Genomic DNA, 21,127 nt, shown 5'->3' on the forward strand with positions numbered 1-21,127 from the left:
TCATTTATTTATCATAAAATTCGTTTGGAAAACAATGCAATTCATCTATGGTTATTTTATAGTAGAATTTATCATCATATCTGAAATAAAATGGGAAAAACAACATTTAAATTTGGCGAGTTAGAGGTCAACCGCTTAGGTTATGGCGCCATGCAGTTAACCGGTAACGGTGTTTTTGGTGAAGTAGAGGACCGCGAAAATGCCATAACCGTTTTGCGCGAAGCAGTAGCAAATGGCGTTAACTTTATTGATACTGCAGAGGCTTACGGACCAAAATTTAATGAATCGCTTATTGCCGATGCTTTATCACCTTTTCAAAAAGATGTTTTTATTGCCACAAAAGGGGGCTTTGACCGGCCAGGTCCAAACAACTGGGTACCTAATGGTACACCAGAAAAAATCAGACTGGATATTGAAGGAAGTTTGCAGCGTTTAAAAGTAGATTCAATCGATTTATGGCAATTGCACCGTATTGATCCCAATGTGGATATTGCTAAAACCCTGGCACCTGTGGCAGAAGCTGTTAGAGAAGGTAAAATAAAAAATGTAGGTTTATCAGAGGTAACTATCGATCAGATTAAGCAGGTGCAGGAAATTCTTCCGATAGTTTCCGTGCAAAATTTATATAACCTTGGTAACAGACAATGGGAGAGTGTTTTGGATTTTACTGCAGAACAAGGTCTGGCCTTTATCCCATGGTTCCCGTTAGCTTCCGGTCCACATAAATTAGCGGATAAGATCAAAGCGATTGCCGAAAAACATAAAGCAACAACTGCTCAGATTGCTTTAGCCTGGTTGTTAAAAAGATCATCTAATATCCTTTTAATCCCCGGAACAAAATCTGTAGAACATTTAAAAGAAAATCTGGAAGCTGCAAAAATTGAATTAACTGAAGAAGAATTTGAAAGCTTAGCGAATTAAAATGGTCATTTAGAGCGCAACGAAAAATCTTTTTTGATATTTATTTATCTGGTCTTAGTGTTTCGCTAAGACCTTTTTATTACCCAAATTTGTTTTAGGGTGCTTTTCATTTAAGATTTCCGCATGCGCGAGAATGACGATTCTGCTAGTCATTCTTACTTGTGGTGTCGGCTGTTACCAGCTGACATTGATAAAACCTGTTCATTTGTAAATAAGCCATGACGGAAGCACTTTAATTACAAATATTCGCATTTAAGTGTGATATTTAACCATGAAACAGATTATCCTCACCTTTGCTATTCTTTTTTCTTTTATTTTTCAAAAAACCATGGCACAAAATCAACCGGAAAATACACCTGCTATTTTAAATCATATTGCGGTCTATGTGTCCGATTTGGGCAGAGCAACTACCTTTTACGAAGGTGTGTTTAACCTTAAAATTATCCCTGAACCTTTCAAAGATAACCGGCATACCTGGTTTACATTAGGGCCAGCCGGGCAGCTTCATCTCATACAAGGCGCAAAAGGAAATGAAACTTTTGATAAAAATGGACATTTGTGTTTCAGCGTTCCATCAGTTGATGATTTTATACAGAAACTAAATGCCAAAAATATCAGCTTCGAAGATTGGGCGGGGAAAGAAAAAGGAGTTACGCTACGGGTTGATGGCGTAAAACAGATTTATTTTAAGGATCCGGATGGACACTGGCTGGAGGTAAATGACGATAAGTAAACGAGTACATCAGAACCTTTTTAACTATATTAATATATTCACCCCTATCTTATAAGTTTATGAAATTTAAATACTTTTATGCGTTTTTCTTAATCTTTGGTTTAATTTCAACCACAAAAGCACAGCAAGAAAAAGCAGAAGCAGATTTTAAAGCTGTAATGGAGAAATATAATGCTGTTGGCGCTTCGGTAGCCATAGTAAAAGATGGCCGGATCATTTATAATCACTCTTTCGGTTTAAAAGATTTAGCGCAACAATTACCATTAACCGATCAGGATATTTTCAGGATTGCTTCCATTTCCAAATCTTTTTCGGCAACGGCCATCATGCAGTTAATTGAGGCAGGTAAAATTTCGCTTGATGACGATTTTGGAGATCTGGTGGGTTTTAAAATCAGGAACCCCAAATTTCCCGATCAGAAAATTACCTTAAAAATGGCATTATCCCATACCTCCAGTTTGAACGACTCGCAGGGATATTTGAATTTCGATGTGATCAATCCTGATAAAAATCCAAACTGGGCTAAATGTTTTAACGATTATGCGCCGGGAAGCAAATTCGATTACTGTAATCTTAATTTTAACTTAGTTGGTGCTGTCATCGAAAAAAAATCCGGAGAACGTTTTGATAACTACGTTAAAAATCATATCATAAAGCCTTTGGGACTTTATGCAGGCTACTGTGTTGATTCATTAGATAGCACACGTTTTGTAAGCCTGTATGAATATCGTCCTGATACCAAAACCTATACACTTTCTCCAACTGCTTATGCCCCAAGGCGGAGCGAAATTGCCCATTATGTAATGGGATATTCTACGCCAATTTTTTCGCCAACAGGCGGTATGAAGATTTCTGCTATCGATTTGGCCAAATACATGATTATGCACATGAATTACGGGAAGTCAGATGGCGTAAAGATAATGACCAGGAAAAGTGCGAAATTAATGCAAACAGCCATCACTCCTGACGAAGGCTATGGCCTGGCCATTAGTACTGCAGATGATCTTATACCGGGAGTTAAGCTAAAGGGCCATACTGGCTCAGCTTACGGTTTACACAGTACCATGTTTTTTAACACTAAAGAGAAATTCGGATTCGTGATTATTACCAATGGAATAAATGCCACTTATACAAATGGCCTTCCCGATTTTAGTCGCGCAGCAATAAACAGTTTATACCAATCTTTTTTTAACAACCTAAAGCAAGTTAGATAAACCGTTCTTGTGAAAGAAAACTGTTAAATTTCTAAATTCCGCTTTTGGGTGGTTCAAATGACTACCTTTAACTTTCTGGTCTAAAACGCCTTTAACTGGTGGTAAATCAATTAAGTGGGTATAGTCAGTAATGGGTTGATCAACCATTACCGCGTTTTTGTTTTCATTTTTGTAATCCATATTTTTATGATTGGTTTACAAAACGTTGGTAGGTACTTCCGGATTTCACCTTTTCCATCATGAAGTGTTCTTTCAGTTTTGAAAATTCCATGCTGTGTAAGGCTTTTACGGCTGATTTAAGTTTTTCACTGCTTATGCCTAATCTTTCGGCCCAATAATTGCGATCTTGCTCGTCTGCAATATCGATAAATTCCTTTCTGGCATTCATCGAATTAAGTTGATATTCCATTTTATACATTTTGGTTAGTAATCAATGATATAAACAGATGACAGCTAATTTGGTTTTGATTTTCTGTCATCAAAATCTCAAAAAAATTATATGATTGTGATATGGATACCTCAAAATTTGAATAAGCCAGCTACAGAAACTGTGTAATTAAGCCTTAATATCTTTAAGTATTAAAATTATCACTTAAGGGAATATTTTCAATTGTAAATCATTAGGTTTTATCAATTTACATTTATATAATTGTATTGTAATATCTTTTTTACAATGTTAAGTTATTTTCTGAACAACGGCCAGGGTTTATCTCCGGGTCGTAAGTTTTATCAAGACAATCGGTTTGTGTTATTTTTGTGGGTACTAATTACCCTTATTTTTGTTATAGATTCATGGATAACAAACCGTTACAATAATTATCTGATCTTCGAAAATACATTTAGAAACTTACTTCATGAACGGTCTCTTTATGCCACTTATCCGGCGTATCATGATGATTCTAATCATTATGGACCTATTTTTAGTATGTTAATTGCCCCCTTTGCAATTTTCCATAATTGGATAGGATTATTGTTATGGAACCTTTTCAATTGCTTCCTGCTTTTTAAGGCTGTGCAAACCTTGCCCTTAACAACGGATCAAAAAGTAGCTGTAGGTTATATTGCCATTCCCTGTTTAATAGAATCGATGCTTAACCAGCAGTTTAATGCAGGTGCAGGGGCGTTTATGGTTTTAAGTTATACCCTGCTGAGTAAAGATAAGGGGATATGGTCTGCATTTTTTATTGTATTGGGTACCTTTATCAAATTGTATGGTGTTGTTGGCTTGGTTTTTTTCTTTTTTTCTAAAGATAAGCAGCGCTTTATCTTATGGCTGCTTTTATGGTCGGTAGTAATATTTTTATTGCCTATGCTAATCGTTTCCCCTCATTATGTGATATACAGCTATGTAGATTGGAAAAACTCTTTAGTGGGTAAAAATATGCACAATGTTTTAGGCGGAGGCATCGATATTTCCATTATGGGGTTTTTTAGGGAACTTTTTAATCAAAAGAAAATATCCAATTTTCTATTTCTGAGCCTTGGTGCCTTATTGTTTGTTTTGCCTTTTATAAACCTATCGCATTTCAAAAAACGCAGATTCCAGTTAATGATCCTGTCATCTGTAATGATTTTTCCGATATTGTTCAGCACAGGTGCTGAAGATTGCACTTTTATTATTTCGATTATCGGGGTAGGGGTATGGTATGTGAAAGAAAAGAATAAATTGATGAAAAAGGTTTTATTACCCATTTTACTGGTGATTACGTGTAATTTTCCGCTATTACTATTTCCGGCTTTTGCCAAGTCGCATCCATTGTCTTTGGCGATCATCAGCTTTCCTTATTTTCTGGTTTGGTTAAGGGTTATTTATCTCGCTACCAATAATAGTTTTTCGTATGCTGACGAAACAGAACCGGAAATGATTACTGCGTTGATAGATTAAAATTTCCAATGTTTATTTTTTAGGGTTTTAATATCTGTTTGAAAAAATGGATGTTAAAACCTTTTTTATTTTGGTACTGTTTTATCGTTATCTAATCAAAAATAGTTATGGATGATAAACAAAAAACAGGCAATGCTGATCGGGCAAGGATCAATGTTAACGAAGGTTATGAACTGGATTATTGGTCTAATAAATTTGGTGTGAGCAAAGATAAGCTAAAGGCAGCAGTAGAAACTGTTGGTACCTCGGCCAGTGCAGTTGAAGATTATCTGAAAAAATAAAAAATAAATTTATGAGTCTGAAAAAGTATGTTTCCAAACGCGATTTCTCGAAAACCACCGAACCCAAATCGGGCAAAAGCAGCGATCGGAATAAGTTACATTTTGTGATTCAAAAACATGATGCTTCGAGGTTGCATTACGATTTCAGACTCGAAATGGAAGGGGTTTTGAAAAGCTGGGCCATACCTAAAGGGCCATCAACCGATCCTAAAGTAAAGCGGCTGGCCATGATGGTAGAAGACCACCCATACGATTATAAAGATTTTGAAGGGATTATACCAAAGGGCGAATATGGTGGCGGAACCGTGATTGTATGGGACGAAGGTACCTACGAACCCATAGAAAGCATTAAGGGCAAAAAAGCACAGGAGAAACATTTATTGAGCCAGTTAAAAGATGGCTCTTTAAAAATCAAGCTTAACGGAGAGAAACTTCATGGCGAATTTGCACTCGTTAAAACAAACGGTATGGGCGAAAACGGCTGGCTGTTGATCAAACATAAAGACGATTATGCCTCTACAAAAGATATCACCAAGGAAGATAAATCCGTGCTTTCCGGGAAAACGATCGAAAAGATGGAGAAAACTTCAGATAAGGTTTGGAAAGCCGGAAAAGAACAGGATTTAAAAAGTGAAAAAAAAAGTCCGGCACAAAAAGCAAAGAAGGAAACTAAATCAGTTGGTGATGAAGTAACGGTAGATGTAAACAGTATCCTGAAAAAAGCTCCGAAAACAAATATTCCCACCGGCATAAAGCCCATGCTGGCCACACTTGTTAACGAACCCTTTGATGACCCTGACTGGCAGTACGAGGTGAAATGGGATGGTTACCGTGCCCTCGCATTTCTGAATAAGGGAAAGGTTGATCTGTTATCAAGAAATAACAAATCCTTCAATGAGAAGTTCTACCCCATTTACGATCTGCTTTCGGATTGGAAAATGAACGCCGTATTTGATGGTGAAATTTTGGTGTTGAATGATAAAGGCATATCTAATTTTGGTTCACTTCAGAATTGGAGAAGCGAAGCCGATGGAGAACTTGTTTTTTATGTGTTTGATATCTTATGGTACGATGGTAAAAACCTGATGGAGCTGCCACTTTATCAGCGCCAGGCCATATTAAACGAGGTTTTGCCTACTAATGATGATCGGGTACGTTTAGGAAAAGTTTTTAAAGCAAGTGGTGTCGATTTCTTTGATGCGGCTGAAAGAATGGGCTTAGAGGGGATTATAGCAAAAAAAACAGACAGTACGTACAGCACAAATTACAGATCCAAAGAATGGCTTAAAATTAAGGTACATAAACGACAGGAAGTTGTTATTGCAGGCTTTACCAAGAATACTGATACCACCAAATCTTTCAGCTCCTTGCTCCTAGGGGTTTACGACAAGGGAAAATTACAATATGTAGGCAAAGTAGGCACAGGGTTTTCGGATAAGCTTCAAAAAGCGATGATGGAGCAGTTTAAACCGATCATTGTTGATCAGAGTCCTTTTGAAAGTATACCCGATGTAAATAAGCCTTCCCGTTTCAGGCCGAATCCGCCAAAGGCGAAAGCCACCTGGTTAAAACCCGAATTGGTATGCGAAGTTTCTTTTACCGAAGTAACTGATGATGGTGTTTTCCGTCACCCTTCCTTTCAGGGCATGCGCGAAGATAAAAAAGCGAAAGATGTGGTTAGAGAGGTAGAGCTACCAACAGATAAAGTAGTGGAAGATGCGGAAACCCAAAACCCACATGCAAAAGCTATTAAAGCACCCGAACGCAAAGTGCCGAAAACGTTGTTAAATCCGAAAGATGAAACCCAGGTAAGAAAAATTAATGGGCATGAACTTAAGTTTACCAACCTGAGTAAAATATATTGGCCCGAAGATAAGGTGACCAAGAGAGATATGTTCAATTATTACTATCAGGTTGCGGAATATATCTTACCTTATCTGAAAGACCGTCCGCAATCGCTTAACCGTTTTCCGGGTGGCATACATGGCGCTAGTTTTTATCAAAAAGATGTAAAGGGAAAAGCACCAGATTGGGCCAAAACTTTTCCTTATGAAAATGGTGAAGGTGAAAAAAAGGAATATCTGGTTGGAACAGATGAAGCTTCTTTGCTCTGGATGGCCAGTTTAGGCTGTATAGAAATGAATCCCTGGTTTAGCCGGACAAAAAGTCCCGATAATCCCGATTACTGCGTTATTGACTTAGATCCTGATAAACAAACTTTCGATCAGGTAGTGGAAACCGCATTGGAAACCAAAAAGGTATTGGATGCCATTGATGTTCCTAGTTATTGTAAAACATCAGGCTCAACCGGAATCCATATTTATATTCCTTTAAATGCCAAATACAGTTATGATCAAAGCCAGATGTTTGCCAAAATAGTGGTTAATCTGGTGCATAGTCAAATACCAGAATATACCTCTCTTGAGCGGATGATCAGTGCCCGAAAGGGAAAAATGTATCTTGATTTTTTGCAGAACAGACCGGGAGCAACTATTGCAGGGCCTTATTCTTTACGACCAAAAATTGGTGCAACGGTATCCATGCCATTACATTGGGATGAGGTTAAACCAGGCTTAAAAATGAAAGATTTTAATATTTTTAACGCCATTGATCGCCTAAAAGTTGAAGGAGACCTGTTTAAAGGTGTATTGGGCAAAGGAATAGATTTGATAAAAGCTGTAGATAAAGCAAAAAGTGTTTTTGGATAAAGCCCGCTTCGTTAATGCTTTCGTTATATTTGGCGAAAAATTAAAAAATGATAGCACACCACGTTTTATTCTGGCTAAAAGCCGATACCACCGATGAGCAGAAAGTTGCTTTTCGCAATAGCTTACAAACATTGCAAAACATTGAAGTAGTTAAAACTTTTCATCTCGGGGTGCCGGCACCTATTGAGCGCGCGGTTGTAGACACCACTTACACTTTCAGCCTGCTTTTATTATTCGAAGATCTGGCAGCGCACGATGTTTATCAGGTTCATCCACTGCACAAGGCTTTCTTAGATGAATTCAGGGGTTACTTTGAAAAAGTTGTCATTTACGACGCAGAATAAATGCCATGCCTTCGATAACCGAAGGCATTTTTTGTATGTTGACAACGGAATATGACTAAAAATTTCGATATCATGTGATGCCTGGGTTAGTTAGCAGTTGAAGCTTCATTGTACCAGAATAAAAGCTAATTAATAAGCCTTAATAAAATCCATTTCATTTGAGCTATTAAATGCCGTATCTGCTTCTTTTTGATGTATCTAGCGTGTAATATGGGTATATTTTTGTTAACTGGTTTATAACCAGTATTGTTTGTAATGGACTTTTAACTGATTAATGTTGCAATTTGATGTTTTCAATACTTATTTATAAGTAATTTATGATCCATTAAAACCAAAGTGTTTTTGAATGCGTAAATGCTTCAAAACGCGATCATTATGGAGAAAAAAGCTACATTGATTAAAAGAGCATCACTTAACATACACGAACTGGATAGCATAAGAATTGGTGATTTTTTGTCTGATGAATATGGTAAATCTGGCAAAGTATGTGAAATCGAAAAAATAGAGCGATATGGTGAATATCACTATTATTTTAAATTATCCAAATCGGGAACCATATTAATCATTGTCTGATTTATTTTTCTGTTCTTTGGTTATTTGTCTGAATAGGAATTGTACTGAAACTCGCGTTAGTCCGTTTCGCTACCGGCTCTCCGCTGTCAGATTCATCTCCGGAAGGCTTGTTAGGGTATGGTGCATAAGAGCATCGCACCGTTATTATTCAACCGGATCTCACTGGTTCAGACCGTTTATCGGGAAGAACGGAGAGCGGGGCTGAAGTTTACCAAAAAACGGGAGTACTCAGTTCCTAACCAAAAAAAACAATATTTTTTGTAAAGGAATGACTGGTGGTTCCTGGTGGCCATCAGTACGGCCATTCCCTTTACGTTGCACTGCGTATTGCTGCTGTCAGGTTTGATCACCGAAGGGCTTGCTCGGGACATGTTGCCAAAAGCATCCAACCTTGCTACAAATCAATCAGGCGTCATAATAATCAATAATTTAATGAAATAGCCAAACATTTGTGAAGTTAAACTTGTATCATACTTAATTAATTTGATTTATTCAATATTATCATAGCCGAGTTTAATTTCTACTGTATATATGGAAAGTTATTCAAAAGTTTTAAGTAATGATCAGCTTTTAGAGGTTCTTTTCTTATCAAAAGATGCAACAGCCATATATACTTCAGAGCATATTGTGATCGAAATGGCTAATGATGCCATGATTGATTTTTGGGGTAAAGACCGTTCTATTATAGGCAAACCTCTGGAAGATGCTGTACCTGAATTAAAGGGACAGCCTTTTATCAACATGTTAAAAAATGTGTTACTGACAGGAATTACAGATAAAGGTGATGCCATCCCGGCTGAAACGATGAGGGATGGAAAACTACAAACTGCTTATTATACTTACGAATACCGGCCCATTAAGAATGAATCTGGCATTCCGTATTGTATTCTTCATACTGCGAGTGATGTTACCGATATGGTAAAGGCCAAAAATGCCATTAAAGAAACTGAATTACAACGCGAAGCACTGGATCAGGAACAGATTTTAATCGGTATAAAGGAAGAACAGCAAAAAAATGATTTTATCAGCATGGTAAGCCATGAACTGAAAACACCATTAACTTCTATAAGTGCCTACATACAATTGATGCAGAGTAGAAATTTAACCGATATTTTTGTTGTAAACACGCTCTCGAAGGTACAAAAGCAGATCCGCAAAATGAGTACATTAATCAGTTCTTTCTTAAATGTATCGCGTTTAGAATCGGGAGAAATCCAATTGAATTTATCACATTTTGATCTTGATAAAGTAATACTTGATGTAGTAGAAGATTTAAGGTTGATATATCCCACCAATCAGATTAATTTTGAAGCAGGGAACCTTAAATTAATTAATGCCGACAAAGATAAAATTGGCTCTGTTATTTCAAATCTAATCAGTAACGCCGTAAAATATTCAGATCTGAATAGCACAGTTTCGGTTCAATCTGCAATTGAAGGAAATGAGGTACATGTTTCTGTAACCGATAACGGTATTGGCGTACAGGCCTATGATCTGGAAAAACTTTTTGACCGCTTTTATCGGGTAACCAGTCAACAGACTAAAACCATATCTGGGTTTGGAATCGGCTTATACCTCAGCGCAGAGATTATCAATCTGCATAAAGGTAAAATCTGGGCTGAAAGCGATTATGGTATCGGTTCTACCTTTCATTTTTGCGTTCCGCTTGCTTCATAATCTGACAATATTCAAATAAACAACACAATTGAAATGCGCATTTGTTGTTATTAAATGAGCATTTCATCTATAAATCCGGTAAACGGGTCCATCATAAAACATTACCAGGAGGATGCTGAACAAACAATAGATCAGAAAATTGATCAGGTGCACCTGGCATGGTTAAATTATAAAGAAACTGATTTTTCAAGCCGCTCCAGATTACTGTTGCAGGTTTCGAAACTGTTAACAGAGCGTAAAGATCAACTAGCCGAACTAATGGCCTTGGAAATGGGGAAACCATTAAAAGCTGGTGTGGCCGAAATACTTAAATGTGCTTCGGTTTGCGAGTATTATGCTAAAAATGGCGCGGATTTTTTGGCCGATCAGCTCATCACAACAGGTGCATCTAAAAGTTATGTGAGTTTTCAGCCAATTGGTTTGGTATTGGCTATTATGCCTTGGAATTTTCCTTTCTGGCAGGTATTCCGCTTTCTTGCTCCGGCTCTCATGGCTGGTAATGCCGGTGTGTTAAAACATTCATCAGGTGTTACAGGTTGTGCGCTCGAAATAGAAAAGATCATCGGAGATGCAGGATTTCCTCCGCATATTTTTAAAACGCTGATCTGCAGCAGTAAGGTTATTCCGAAAGTAATCGAAAATCCATATATAAAGGCTATTACACTAACCGGAAGTACCGAAGCTGGTAAGAAGGTAGCTGAACAGGCCGGTAAATTCATTAAAAAAACAGTGCTGGAACTCGGTGGCAGCGATCCATATATCATTTTGGAAGATGCAGATTTAGAAAAAGCAGCAAAGGTATGCGCAGAAGCCAGGTTAATCAATAATGGACAAAGTTGTATTGCGGCTAAACGCTTTATCGTAATTGAGTCGGTAGAAGAAAAGTTTACCCAGCTTTTTAAAACCGAAATGGAAAAGAAAAAAACTGGCGATCCACTAGAACCTGATACAGACCTTGGTCCGATGGCAAGGGCAGAACTTCGCGACGAATTACATCAGCAGGTTTTAAAAGGTATAGAACAGGGTGCAAAATGTATTCTGGGAGGTGAAATTCCAGCGATGGATGGCAACCATGCTTATTATCAGCCCACTATTTTAAGCCAGGTAAAAAGCGACGTACTGGCATATCATGAAGAGATATTCGGACCGGTAGCAGCCATTATCACTGCAAAGGATACCGATGACGCTATCCGCATCGCTAACGATACCAATTTTGGATTGGGGGCGGCCGTTTTCACTGAGAATGCCGTACTGGCAGAGGATATTGCACGAAATAAACTGGCAGCCGGCTCCTGTTTTGTAAATGAGGGTGTAAAATCAGATGCTGCATTGCCTTTCGGAGGTATCAATCAATCTGGCTACGGTCGTGAGCTGAGTATGTTTGGCATCCATGAGTTTGTAAATATTAAAACAGTGTACATTAAATAATAATAATCTAATCCGATATGAAAGCAGTAAGAATCCATGATTTTGGTGGCCCGGAAGTTTTATCAATTGATGAAATCCCAGTGCCTAAACCGGCATCCGATGAAGTATTGATTAAAGTGCATGCAACGAGTGTTAATCCTGTTGATTGGAAAATTAGGGAAGGACAGCGTAAAGATAAATTTCCGGCTAAATTACCTTTAACCTTAGGATGGGATGTTTCTGGTACCATTGAAGATATAGGCGAAAAGGTAAGTACCTTTAAAAAAGGCGAGGAAGTATATGGAAGGCCCGATCCCACAAAAAATGGTGCTTATGCCGAATACATTGCAGTAAAAGCCAATATCATCAGCATCAAACCAACCAGTATAGGGCATACTGAGGCAGCCGCTGTGCCATTGGCAGGTTTAACCGCATGGCAAGGCTTATTCGATTACGGTTTGCTAAAAGCAGGACAAAAAGTATTAATTCATGCGGCAGCAGGTGGGGTAGGCACTTATGCTGTACAATTTGCGAAATGGAAAGGCGCTTATGTAATCGGTACCGCATCAGATAGCAATGCCGATTTTCTGAAGCGTTTAGGTGCTGATGAGGTGATAGATTATAAAATGCAAGACTTTGCAGCTGTATTAAAAGATGTAGATCTCGTTTTGGATACCATTGGAAAAGAAACGCAGCTTAAGTCATTAGACGTGTTAAAAGAAGGCGGGAGGGTAGTGACCACTTTAATGCCTGAATTTGCAGCTGAAGCAAAGGCTAAAAAAGTTCACCTGATCGGTTTTACAGCACAGTCGGTTCCTGCCCAGTTATCGGAGATAGCCGGTCTGATCGATTCAGGAAAAGTTAAACCCGTTATTGAAAAGGTTTTGCCTTTTACCAGCGCAAAACAAGCCCAGATAGAAAGCGAACAGGGGCATACCAGAGGAAAAATTGTATTGCAAGTTATTTAACATGAATTCCTGGTAAATAAGGAGGGAGATTTTTTGGAGCCTTGCTCAGGGATCTCCCACTTACAGAAACAAAAGGTTACTGCAGGTAAATATCTGTGCTAAAATCATCTTCTTTTACTTCAGCAGACTGCGGCTGGATAATTACGAACTTAATTACATTAAATTCTGATTTAATTTTATCTCTCAACCTGTCAATTGCATTGGTTAAATCAGTGGTATTCAATTCTGCTTGAAAAGTAAGAATGAGTACCAGTAGTACCTCTTTTGGAGATTGATATTGAGATAAAATGCTGGTTACCGTAATCACGTCCTCATCGTTTTCCACCAGATCTTTAATTTTTTGCTGCGTTTCAGGTGTTAAACCTTCGCCCATTAACAGGCTGCGACTTTCTCTTGCTAATATAAACGATACGAAAATTAAAAGGGTACCTACCAAAACTGAAGCCATGCCATCTAAAAAGGGTAAGTTTAAGTTATGGCTCAGTACCATGAAAATAAAAACAATCACTAATCCTAAAACCGCCGCTCCATCTTCAAAAAGCACTAAAAAGCCAGATGGGTCTTTACTTTTGATAATAGCTTTCCACCAGGGTAAACCCTTGCGTGTTTTGTTGAATTCTTTGATTGCAATGAGTAATGAGGTACCTTCAAAAATGAAGGATAAACCCAATACCACATAATTCCATGTTGGGTTTCCTAAAACTTCAGGGCGACGGATATGTGCAATGCCCTGCGAAATTGAAACTACACCACCTAAACCAAAAATCATAATAGATACAATAAACGACCAGAAATACAGCTCTTTACCATAACCGAACGGGCGTGATTTATCTGGTGGTTTAACACTTCTCTTGAGTCCATAAAGCAATAAAAGCTGGTTACTGGTATCTACTGTAGAGTGTATGCCTTCTGCAATCATGGAAGAGCTGTTGGTAAATGCACCAGCTATAAATTTGGTTACTGCAATTAATAAATTTGCCGCTAAAGCACTATATATAGAATTATTGGCTCTTGCCATAAATGAAGAAATGTAATAGATTCATTTCTTAAACCTTTTTAATCTCATTTGGTTTTATGACAAATGATGAATTGATATCAGTCCCTATTCCATCCGATGGCTAACTATCGGATGGAAACCACGAAGTGTTCGTGAATAACGACGGGAAAAGGAAAACTTATAAATCATCTTACTTCATCCCACAACTATCGGATCAAGATGACGATTTTTTTAGTTTTTAACCTAAAATTTCATCAATCAAATTAATTTCAGCTTCGCTAAATGCAATATTATCCAATGCTTTAATGGAATCGGTAATTTGTTCTGGTTTACTCGCACCAATCAGTACGGTAGTAACTCTGTCATCTTTCAATATCCATGATAAAGCCATATGTGCCAATTTTTGTCCACGTGATTGAGCGATATCATTTAATTTGGCAATTACTGCTAACTTTTGCGGGGTGATATGACTTTCTTTCAGAAAAATACCGCTGGTAGCCACCCTCGAATCGGATGGAATGCCATGTAAATATTTATCGGTAAGTAAACCTTGCGCCAAAGGCGAGAATGGGATACAACCTACGCCATTTTGCGCTAAAACATCGAGCAAACCACTTTCTACCCAACGTTCGAACATCGAATATTTAGGCTGATGGATTAAACAGGGCGTACCATTATCTTTTAAAATCTTAATCGCTTTTTCGGCTTCAGCAGCCTGATAATTCGAAATACCTACATACAAGGCTTTTCCCTGCTGAACCAATAGGCTCAAAGCGCCCATAGTCTCTTCCAATGGTGTTTCAGGATCCGGACGGTGATGGTAAAAAATATCGACATAATCGAGTTTCATGCGTTTCAGGCTCTGATCCAAACTGGAAACCAGGTATTTTTTAGAACCCCAATCGCCGTACGGACCATCCCACATGGTATATCCTGCTTTGCTTGAAATAATCATTTCATCACGATAGTGCTTAAAATCTTCCTGAAGTATTTTACCGAAAACTTCTTCGGCCGATCCAGGGGGCGGTCCATAATTATTAGCTAAATCGAAGTGGGTAATTCCATGGTTAAAAGCCGTATAAATTAGGTTTTTGCTGTTTTCGAAAACATTTACATGTCCGAAATTATGCCATAAACCTAGTGATATGGCTGGCAATTTTAATCCACTGTTTCCACAGCGGCGATAGGCCATTTTTTCGTAACGATCAGTTGAAATGATATGCTTCATATTTGAGTTTTCATTGCCGCAATGATAATCAGTTTTGACGGATTTTTATTGATATTCATTAATATATTATCAGCTTTAACAAGCCATTGGCGAAACAGGTTGCTTATGGTTGATTAAATCTGGCTAAAGTTCGGCTTTGGTTAGAATCGAAACATTGCTTACCAAATGATATTCTTTTCCTAAAATTGAAATAATACTTCCACATTTTGTAATCAGGTTTCTACAAATTGTGTCGTTGCTGCTTTGTTAAGTAAATAATTGCGTTAAATATACGTTTAAGTTCATCTAAATCGTTTTATTTGCAACATTAATTGATTTGTTAGTTTAAATCTAAACCAAATATAATTTATGAAAGCACGATTATTGATGAGCCTGAGTGCACTGGCTGCCATAGGATTTGCATCCTGCCAATCCGGAACCCAAAAATCTTCCACAGCAGATACTTTAAAAAGCAAATCTGTATCAGTTGTAAAATTAGCCGCCGATTCTTTTAAAAAGGAAATTGACGGTAAAAAAACAGCATTGTATACCTTGAAAAACAAGAATGGCGCAGAAGCTATTTTTACCAATTACGGCGGTAGACTGGTTAGTTTACTGATGCCGGATAAAACGGGTAAAATAGTTGATGTAGTGGTGGGTTTTAAAAGCATAGGCGATTATGAAAAATCTACGGAACCTTATTTTGGTGCAACCATTGGCCGTTTTGGTAACCGTATTGCAAAAGGCAAATTTACACTGGAAGGAAAAACATATTCACTTTTTACCAATAACGGACAGAATACCCTGCATGGTGGGAAAAAAGGCTATCAGTACGTGGTTTGGGATGGTAGTCAGCCCAATGCCAATACTTTAGTGCTGCATTATCTGTCAAAAGACGGCGATGAAAATTTTCCGGGTAATTTGGCTATTAAGGTAACCTATACCTTGACGGATGATAACGAACTGAAAATGGACTACGAGGCCAAAACAGATCAAACTACGGTAGTTAATTTAACCAATCACGCATTTTTTAATCTAAATGGCGATGGAAGCGGCGAGATTCTGAACCATGAAGTGAAGATTTATGCAGATGAATATACACCTGTTGATTCTACTTTGATCCCGACAGGGAAAATAGAGAAGGTTGAAGGCACGCCTTTCGATTTTACCAAGGCAACCACTATTGGTGCACGTATAAACGATAAAAACCAACAGTTAACGTTTGGTAAAGGTTATGATCACAATTATGTGCTTAATAAAACCAAAGGTATGGGCATGTTTCATGCAGCTACCGTAAAAGGAGACCAGTCGGGCATTATCATGGATATTTATACGCAGGAACCAGGTTTACAGTTTTATAGCGGAAATTTTATGCAAAGTAAAAACACCTTTAAAAGTGGTGCTAAAGATGATTTCAGGACCGCAATTGCCATGGAAACGCAACATTTTCCAGATTCACCCAATCAGCCCGCTTTTCCATCAACGGTTTTGAAACCGGGCCAAGTGTATAAAACAAGCTCAATATATAAGTTTAGCAATTAATTTTTTGCTACCGTAATGTTTTGATATTCAGCTAATAGATACGGCCTTTGACGAAAGGCCGTATCCTATTTTAAAAAAGTTCCTGTAAAACCGGATCTGTATAATCTTCTATAAAGGCAATGATGTTATGGTAAGCAGAAAATTCTTCTTTGGTGTGCATGGTCGTCAGCACAACACATTTCATCCCGGCATTTTGTGCAGCTTCAACGCCCTTTGGTGCATCTTCAAAAACAATACATTGGCTAGCTGCAACACCTAAAATTTCCGCCCCTTTACTAAAGGTTTCCGGATCGGGTTTACTATTCACCACGTCTTCGGCACTTACTATGGCATTAAAATATGAGCGGATGTGTAAGTTATCGAGTACAAAGTTAATGTTAAAAGGAATGGCTGCTGAGCCAATGGCCATTTGAATACCGGATTGTTTTGCTTTTTCCAAAAAATTATCCAATCCGTCTATTAATGCCAAATGTTTTTGATAGGCTGCCTGATATCTGTGTTCTTTCTCAATGGAGATCTGATCAATTTGTTCCTGCGAGAAATGGCCAACACCAAAAAAACGTTCCAGCAGATCTTGATTTTTACCATACATCTGTTTTTTAACGGCATCGAAACTTATACTGGCACCTAAATCCTGTGTAAGTATAGTGTGCCAGGCATGGTTATGAAAAGCCATATCATTGATCATGGTGCCGTTAAGATCAAAAAGAAAAGCTTTGGGTTTATCGTTTATCATACCGCCAAAATTATCAGATTTTTTTATCATTAGGTTAAAACCTGTTAATTCGATAGAAAATAAATAAAATGTAATGCTCGAAACATACCAAAATCAACAAGTAAAAAACATAAATTGCAAATGTAATTTTTGGCTGTTAAGCTCGTTTTCATCTTTTGGAATATAGTGTCAAGTAATAATTTTACGTTTAAAACCCATAATAACCAATATGACAGATGCTTACAATAAAGTCGATGCACTTATCAGGTATTTAAATGAGCTGCAACCCTTGAGAAAAGAAATAATTGATCTGGGGAAGAAAGAAACTTTTAAAATAGCCGTGCGTAAAAATGAGGTTTTAATTAACCCTAGCCATATTTGTGGTGATTGTTTGTTCTTCATTGTTAAAGGTTTGGTGCGGGCTTTTATATTCGATGAAGGAAAAGATATTACGGCGTGGTTTATAAATGAGCATCATCTGATCGGGAGGATCAGAAACCATGGAACACTTATTCCAACCTACCAGGAACAATATCAGGCGCTGGAAGAGTCTGAACTTCTTATACTTCCATATCGTTTTATTGACGATATGTATGAACAATTTCCCGAAACCAATATTTTAGCCAGAAAGTTGTTGGCTATACATTACCACATGTCGCAAGAGCGGTCTATCTTGTCGCGAATTCCTTCGGCCGAAATGAGATACAAGCAGTTTAAAACCGGATATTCCACTATAAATTCCAGAGTTCCGCTAAAATTTCTGGCGAGCTACCTAGGGATGAGGGTCGAAACATTAAGCAGGATAAGGAAGAAAGAAAAATTACAGGCAAAAGCTTAATCCTTTTTCTTCTTGAAATAAAAATAGCAGAGTGGGTAAAGGCAGATCAATCCTAGCAGAAAGCCACCAACGGTATCTGTAAACCAATGTGCGCCCAGGTAAATTCTGGATGGCGCGATGCTAACCATTAAAAATGCTGAAATATAGGTCACTACATTTCTGGTCAGCTTTGGCACATCTTCCAGCGTATTCATCAAAATGATTAAAAACCCAAAAAAGAGCGTATAAGAGAGTACGTGTCCGCTGGGATAACTTTGAAAACGGTTTACCTCTACCAGCCGTACGTAAAATGCAGTAGGCCGCGGACGGTTGATTACATTTTTTATGCCCAGGATAATTAATCCGGATAACAGAACAGTCGAAATGAATATTCCTTCGCGTTTATATTGCTGTTGATAAAATACGATTGCCACTATAACGACCGATAGCAAGGAGTAGGGAAGTTCACCAAAGAAACTGATGGCCAGCATTAATTTATCTAACCACTCTGTGTGGAATTGCTGAATAAATAACGAAGTTTTTATGTCGAAATCAAGTATGGGATGCTGTGCAATAAAGAAACTTAAACAGGCAAAGGCAGCAATAAGTAAGGCAAGTACAAAGATTAGCGTATTTCGTTTTACAGGCATAAATATAAATTGATAAATACCAAAACTATGGATTTTATACCAATAGATGCAAAAAGTTTTGGCTTTGCAATGATGGAATTTTATAAACGAGACCTGTAAATTTTGAATTTAGGGTAGTAAACTGAAAACTTAAAAAAAAGATTCATCAAGGAAATTGGACGTTTCATCAAGGAAATACGCCTATCTATATAATCTATTGGGAGATATTGAAATGATTTCTAATCTTCGGGTCAGATAATAAGGATATCTATGCTTATAAGGTTGGCAGGATTCAGTTCTGCCAACTGAAAAAGCTCACCATTCGACAATTTATTTCTAATTATACTTTTTGTATTAACGCTCCGGCCCAAGCCCACCTCCTTCAAGATAAGGAGGTGCTTAGGTTGTTACTTACCAGCCATTTTAATGCTGCTTTTTAAACCATTTATGCTAAATTGGGTTTATCTTAATGATGGAACCTAAACCATATAGGGAAGAGATATTAAAGTTCCCCGCTTTGAAGAAAGTGCAGGGTTCTACACTACTGCACAGCGAAGTAAAAACATGGCGAAAATTAAGGCAAAAAATAGTTTGCCAGAATTAAAATTATGTCAGGCGCTTTGGGCTAGAAATGTTAGGTTCAGGATTCATCCTAAAAATTTTCCAGGCAGGCCAGATGTGGTGATCAATAAATACAGGCTGGTCATATTTGTTGATGGCGATTTTTGGCACGGTTACAAATGGGATGAAAAGAAATCTGTTATAAAAACAAATGCTGGTTTTTGGATTCCGAAGATTGAGCGTAACATGCAACGCGATAGACATGTTAATCAACAGCTAAAGGCTAAAGGTTATACCGTAATGCGGTTTGGGGACATAATGTGAATGAATATTTAACTGCTTGCATGAATCAGGTTCTGCTTTATATCGAAGCCGCCAAAGCGTCAGCTATACCACAATTGATAATTGATTATTTTACTACAATCTGCTTCGGATCGGTAACTACAATCTGTTTTTTGCCTTTGAAATCTGAAACCACCCCGGTAACACAAATATTATTTCCTATAAACATACTTGCCGGTTCAGAAGGGAATTTGTGCTCATCTTCTTTATTGATCACGATAGTAATCAGCTCTTTAGGATAGGCACCTCCTAAATTAATTAGCGTTAATTTATCTAAAGCTTTTGTGCTGTACACAGAATCGCAGATGGATACATTCTTGCCGGTATATTGAGCCACATCTTTAGTTAATACCATCGTTTGGCTCTTTGCATAAAGTGCCGTGGCAATTAGCAAAATAAGTAAGGATAATTTTTTCATAGCAGGGAAGGTTTAACGGGTGTATCTTGCCAAGACAGCAGTGATGCTTTTCAAAGTTAAGGTGAATTTGATCAAAATCAATAACGAAAGCCAAACCAGCATAAATATTACATTGGTATTTTTTTACCTGCTTTAAGTGCCGGTTCCCTATTCTTGTTTTTTTATCATCATATCGAAGACGTTTCTCCGGCACTTTGGGGTTGTTTAACCTGATCAGCACAGGAAGTATGGTAAATCAGGTTTGAGTATCTGATGTTGCTGTCTGGTGCTTTGTTGTTTCTGTTTTTTGAAATTGCCGATTGGCTATTAAGTAATTTTTGTGCGTATCCGGTTAATATCCGTAATTTGGTTTTTAAATTTGCACAAGGCAAATCCCGGCACTGATGAAAACTAAATTGTTCTCTTTTATATTTTTTCTCGTATTTGTAATTCAGTTATATGCAGAATATACCAATCATATTCAGCTGCGTTTTGTTAAGCCGTTAATTGCAGCTGTACTGTTAATATGGCTTTATGTTGACACTAATTTGAGAGGACGTTTTCACAAACGGATTTTTACAGGATTAATTTTTGCATGGATTGGCGATATCCTGCTGATGTTTCAAAACGGGAATACCAGTTTTTTTATATCTGGATTAATGGCCTTTGTAGTATGCCATATTTTTTACATCAGGGCATTTACGCTTGATCATAAATCAAATCCTCATCACAAAACACCTTATTTTTTATGGGTTGTAGGCGCCTTTGCCATTTTTTGCTCCGGTTTGTTCTTCTACTTGCAGCCGAAATTAGGACCTATGCAGTTTCCTGTTTTAATGTACGCCATCATAGTTACCGTTATGGCTATTATGGCTTTCAATCGATATGGTAAGGTAAATATTTTCAGCTTTAAACTCATTTTTTATGGGGCATTATTTTTCTTGCTTTCAGATAGTATTCTGGCCATTAATAAGTTTGCTCAGCCTATTCCACAAAGTGGAGCTTTAATTATGGCAACCTATATGATTGCACAGTATTTAATGGTGTATGGAACAATTTCGCGGCAGTTGGTGGTTACCAGGACGGAGGTCTAGTAGATGTGAGTGAGCGATTTAAGTGTTAATCAAGTGCTTTTTCCCAGTTTTTTTGGAACTGTTTGGCTAATCTGAGAGATGATTTATTATTGGGAGCGCAAGGCTTGTACAGCAT

At 37.7% G+C, this 21,127-nt stretch carries 22 protein-coding genes; 15 read left to right on the forward strand and 7 right to left on the reverse strand.

Going from position 1 to position 21,127, the window contains the following annotated elements; genetic code table 11:
* Positions 1-90 precede the first annotated feature (90 nt).
* The 3 genes from ACK1I8_RS06395 to ACK1I8_RS06405 all read left to right on the forward strand — a co-directional run bounded on the left by ACK1I8_RS06395 (position 91) and on the right by ACK1I8_RS06405 (position 2,868).
* Positions 91-921 (forward strand): aldo/keto reductase, encoded by an 831-nt coding sequence (locus ACK1I8_RS06395; protein ID WP_412468506.1) that lies wholly within the window; start codon positions 91-93, stop codon positions 919-921.
* Positions 922-1,192: 271 nt separating this feature from the next.
* Positions 1,193-1,654 (forward strand): VOC family protein, encoded by a 462-nt coding sequence (locus ACK1I8_RS06400; RefSeq protein WP_412468507.1) that lies wholly within the window; start codon positions 1,193-1,195, stop codon positions 1,652-1,654.
* Between the two features lie 59 nt (positions 1,655-1,713).
* Positions 1,714-2,868 carry a serine hydrolase domain-containing protein gene (locus ACK1I8_RS06405; RefSeq protein ID WP_412468508.1) on the forward strand — a complete coding sequence of 385 codons (1,155 nt, stop codon included), beginning with the start codon at positions 1,714-1,716 and terminating at the stop codon, positions 2,866-2,868.
* Here ACK1I8_RS06405 and ACK1I8_RS06410 read toward each other — a convergent pair.
* Positions 2,851-3,048, reverse strand: coding sequence for a hypothetical protein (locus ACK1I8_RS06410; RefSeq protein WP_412468509.1), 198 nt, complete (start codon positions 3,046-3,048; stop codon positions 2,851-2,853). The genes ACK1I8_RS06405 and ACK1I8_RS06410 overlap by 18 nt on opposite strands.
* A 4-nt stretch (positions 3,049-3,052) precedes the next feature.
* The gene (locus tag ACK1I8_RS06415) at positions 3,053-3,277 is read right to left on the reverse strand and encodes a DUF3606 domain-containing protein (RefSeq protein WP_412468510.1); all 225 of its coding nucleotides are present in this window, start codon (positions 3,275-3,277) and stop codon (positions 3,053-3,055) included.
* A 264-nt stretch (positions 3,278-3,541) separates the two neighbouring features.
* Here ACK1I8_RS06415 and ACK1I8_RS06420 point away from each other — a divergent pair, with 264 nt between their 5' ends.
* From ACK1I8_RS06420 to ACK1I8_RS06455, 8 genes are all read left to right on the forward strand, one after another.
* Positions 3,542-4,753 carry a glycosyltransferase family 87 protein gene (locus ACK1I8_RS06420; RefSeq protein ID WP_412468511.1) on the forward strand — a complete coding sequence of 404 codons (1,212 nt, stop codon included), beginning with the start codon at positions 3,542-3,544 and terminating at the stop codon, positions 4,751-4,753.
* A gap of 107 nt (positions 4,754-4,860) precedes the next feature.
* Complete coding sequence (locus tag ACK1I8_RS06425; RefSeq protein WP_412468512.1) at positions 4,861-5,034, forward strand: DUF3606 domain-containing protein; 174 nt, start codon at positions 4,861-4,863, stop codon at positions 5,032-5,034.
* 11 nt (positions 5,035-5,045) lie between these two features.
* Positions 5,046-7,742: a DNA ligase D gene (gene ligD / locus ACK1I8_RS06430; RefSeq protein WP_412468513.1), complete on the forward strand. Its 2,697-nt coding sequence runs from the start codon at positions 5,046-5,048 to the stop codon at positions 7,740-7,742.
* Between the two features lie 47 nt (positions 7,743-7,789).
* Positions 7,790-8,086, forward strand: coding sequence for a Dabb family protein (locus tag ACK1I8_RS06435; protein WP_412468514.1), 297 nt, complete (start codon positions 7,790-7,792; stop codon positions 8,084-8,086).
* Positions 8,087-8,440: 354 nt separating this feature from the next.
* Positions 8,441-8,659 carry a hypothetical protein gene (locus tag ACK1I8_RS06440; RefSeq protein WP_412468515.1) on the forward strand — a complete coding sequence of 73 codons (219 nt, stop codon included), beginning with the start codon at positions 8,441-8,443 and terminating at the stop codon, positions 8,657-8,659.
* A gap of 531 nt (positions 8,660-9,190) precedes the next feature.
* Positions 9,191-10,336 (forward strand): ATP-binding protein, encoded by a 1,146-nt coding sequence (locus ACK1I8_RS06445; RefSeq protein WP_412468516.1) that lies wholly within the window; start codon positions 9,191-9,193, stop codon positions 10,334-10,336.
* 54 nt (positions 10,337-10,390) lie between these two features.
* Positions 10,391-11,764, forward strand: coding sequence for an NAD-dependent succinate-semialdehyde dehydrogenase (locus ACK1I8_RS06450; protein ID WP_412468517.1), 1,374 nt, complete (start codon positions 10,391-10,393; stop codon positions 11,762-11,764).
* Between the two features lie 17 nt (positions 11,765-11,781).
* Positions 11,782-12,711 carry an NADP-dependent oxidoreductase gene (locus ACK1I8_RS06455; RefSeq protein WP_412468518.1) on the forward strand — a complete coding sequence of 310 codons (930 nt, stop codon included), beginning with the start codon at positions 11,782-11,784 and terminating at the stop codon, positions 12,709-12,711.
* 76 nt (positions 12,712-12,787) lie between these two features.
* On the opposite strand, the gene ACK1I8_RS06460 is transcribed toward ACK1I8_RS06455, so the two are convergent.
* Together ACK1I8_RS06460 and mgrA are read right to left on the reverse strand one after the other, a co-directional pair.
* A complete protein-coding gene (locus tag ACK1I8_RS06460) occupies positions 12,788-13,729 on the reverse strand; it encodes a cation diffusion facilitator family transporter (protein ID WP_412468519.1) in 942 nt (313 codons plus the stop codon).
* A 217-nt stretch (positions 13,730-13,946) separates the two neighbouring features.
* Complete coding sequence (mgrA, locus tag ACK1I8_RS06465; protein WP_412468520.1) at positions 13,947-14,936, reverse strand: L-glyceraldehyde 3-phosphate reductase; 990 nt, start codon at positions 14,934-14,936, stop codon at positions 13,947-13,949.
* A gap of 348 nt (positions 14,937-15,284) precedes the next feature.
* Between mgrA and ACK1I8_RS06470 the strand changes: the two genes are divergently transcribed.
* Complete coding sequence (locus ACK1I8_RS06470) at positions 15,285-16,457, forward strand: aldose epimerase family protein (protein ID WP_412468521.1); 1,173 nt, start codon at positions 15,285-15,287, stop codon at positions 16,455-16,457.
* 70 nt (positions 16,458-16,527) lie between these two features.
* Here the strand turns inward: ACK1I8_RS06470 and ACK1I8_RS06475 are convergent, their stop codons facing one another.
* Positions 16,528-17,223 (reverse strand): HAD family hydrolase, encoded by a 696-nt coding sequence (locus ACK1I8_RS06475; RefSeq protein ID WP_412468522.1) that lies wholly within the window; start codon positions 17,221-17,223, stop codon positions 16,528-16,530.
* Between the two features lie 178 nt (positions 17,224-17,401).
* Here ACK1I8_RS06475 and ACK1I8_RS06480 point away from each other — a divergent pair, with 178 nt between their 5' ends.
* Positions 17,402-18,010, forward strand: coding sequence for a Crp/Fnr family transcriptional regulator (locus tag ACK1I8_RS06480; RefSeq protein WP_412468523.1), 609 nt, complete (start codon positions 17,402-17,404; stop codon positions 18,008-18,010).
* Here the strand turns inward: ACK1I8_RS06480 and ACK1I8_RS06485 are convergent.
* Entirely contained in the window at positions 18,007-18,639 is a 633-nt protein-coding gene (locus ACK1I8_RS06485; protein WP_412468524.1) for a phosphatase PAP2 family protein, read from the reverse strand. The two genes, ACK1I8_RS06480 and ACK1I8_RS06485, sit on opposite strands and share 4 nt — an antisense overlap.
* Before the next feature lie 543 nt (positions 18,640-19,182).
* On the opposite strand from ACK1I8_RS06485, the gene ACK1I8_RS06490 reads away from it, so the two are divergent.
* A complete protein-coding gene (locus tag ACK1I8_RS06490; RefSeq protein ID WP_412468525.1) occupies positions 19,183-19,503 on the forward strand; it encodes a very short patch repair endonuclease in 321 nt (106 codons plus the stop codon).
* Positions 19,504-19,588: 85 nt separating this feature from the next.
* Here ACK1I8_RS06490 and ACK1I8_RS06495 read toward each other — a convergent pair whose 3' ends face one another.
* Entirely contained in the window at positions 19,589-19,939 is a 351-nt protein-coding gene (locus ACK1I8_RS06495) for a hypothetical protein (RefSeq protein ID WP_412468526.1), read from the reverse strand.
* 383 nt (positions 19,940-20,322) lie between these two features.
* On the opposite strand from ACK1I8_RS06495, the gene ACK1I8_RS06500 reads away from it, so the two are divergent.
* The gene (locus tag ACK1I8_RS06500; RefSeq protein WP_412468527.1) at positions 20,323-21,012 is read left to right on the forward strand and encodes a lysoplasmalogenase; all 690 of its coding nucleotides are present in this window, start codon (positions 20,323-20,325) and stop codon (positions 21,010-21,012) included.
* The last annotated feature ends 115 nt before the right edge of the window (positions 21,013-21,127 follow it).

Origin of the sequence: Pedobacter sp. KLB.chiD, from assembly GCF_047040275.1 — a bacterium.
GTDB lineage: Bacteria > Bacteroidota > Bacteroidia > Sphingobacteriales > Sphingobacteriaceae > Pedobacter.